Source organism: Vibrio sp. 2134-1, assembly GCF_033339495.1.
Window position 1 is genome coordinate 1 of sequence record NZ_JAWOUS010000657.1, and the last position, 604, is coordinate 604.

At 45.2% G+C, this 604-nt stretch carries 1 protein-coding gene; it reads left to right on the forward strand.

Annotated elements, in window-relative coordinates; all coding sequences use genetic code 11:
- A partial coding sequence (locus R7R78_RS27810; RefSeq protein WP_225474812.1) for a PDZ domain-containing protein occupies window positions 1–604 on the forward strand: 604 nt, incomplete at both ends.

The window sequence follows — 604 nt, forward strand, 5'->3', positions numbered from 1 at the left end:
TTTTTGCTTATTGGTTGGTTTTCCTGATTGGTGTACCTGCGGTAAAACCCGTAATTGGTGAAGTTACGCCCAATTCGATTGTTGCTGAGGCAGGAATTGAATCTGGAATGGAACTAAAAGCAGTATCAGGCATCAAAACTCCGGATTGGGAATCAGTTAATATGGGATTAATTTCTCATATTGGTGATGACGCTATGACGCTAACCCTGCCGTCAGACTCAGAAGTTGGCGCTGAAGTGACGAAAACGCTGGACCTTCGTGACTGGAAATTTGATCCAGAAACCGAATCTGCGATGCATTCACTTGGCTTTGCTCCTTATACACCAGAAATCTATCGTGTTATTAAGCTAGTTTCTGAAGATGGTGCAGCCGAGAAAGCAGGTGTGCTTCCAGAAGATGAAATCATCGCGATTGGTGGTGAGCCTATCAATGACTGGAAACAAGTCGTAGATGCTGTACGCTCAAATCCAAATACTCCAATCGAGTTGACGGTATTACGCCGAGGCATTGAGCAATCACTAACATTAACACCAGACAGTCGTGAGCTGGCTAACAAACAAGTGGTTGGCTTTGCAGGTATCGCACCTGAAGTCGCAGAATGGCC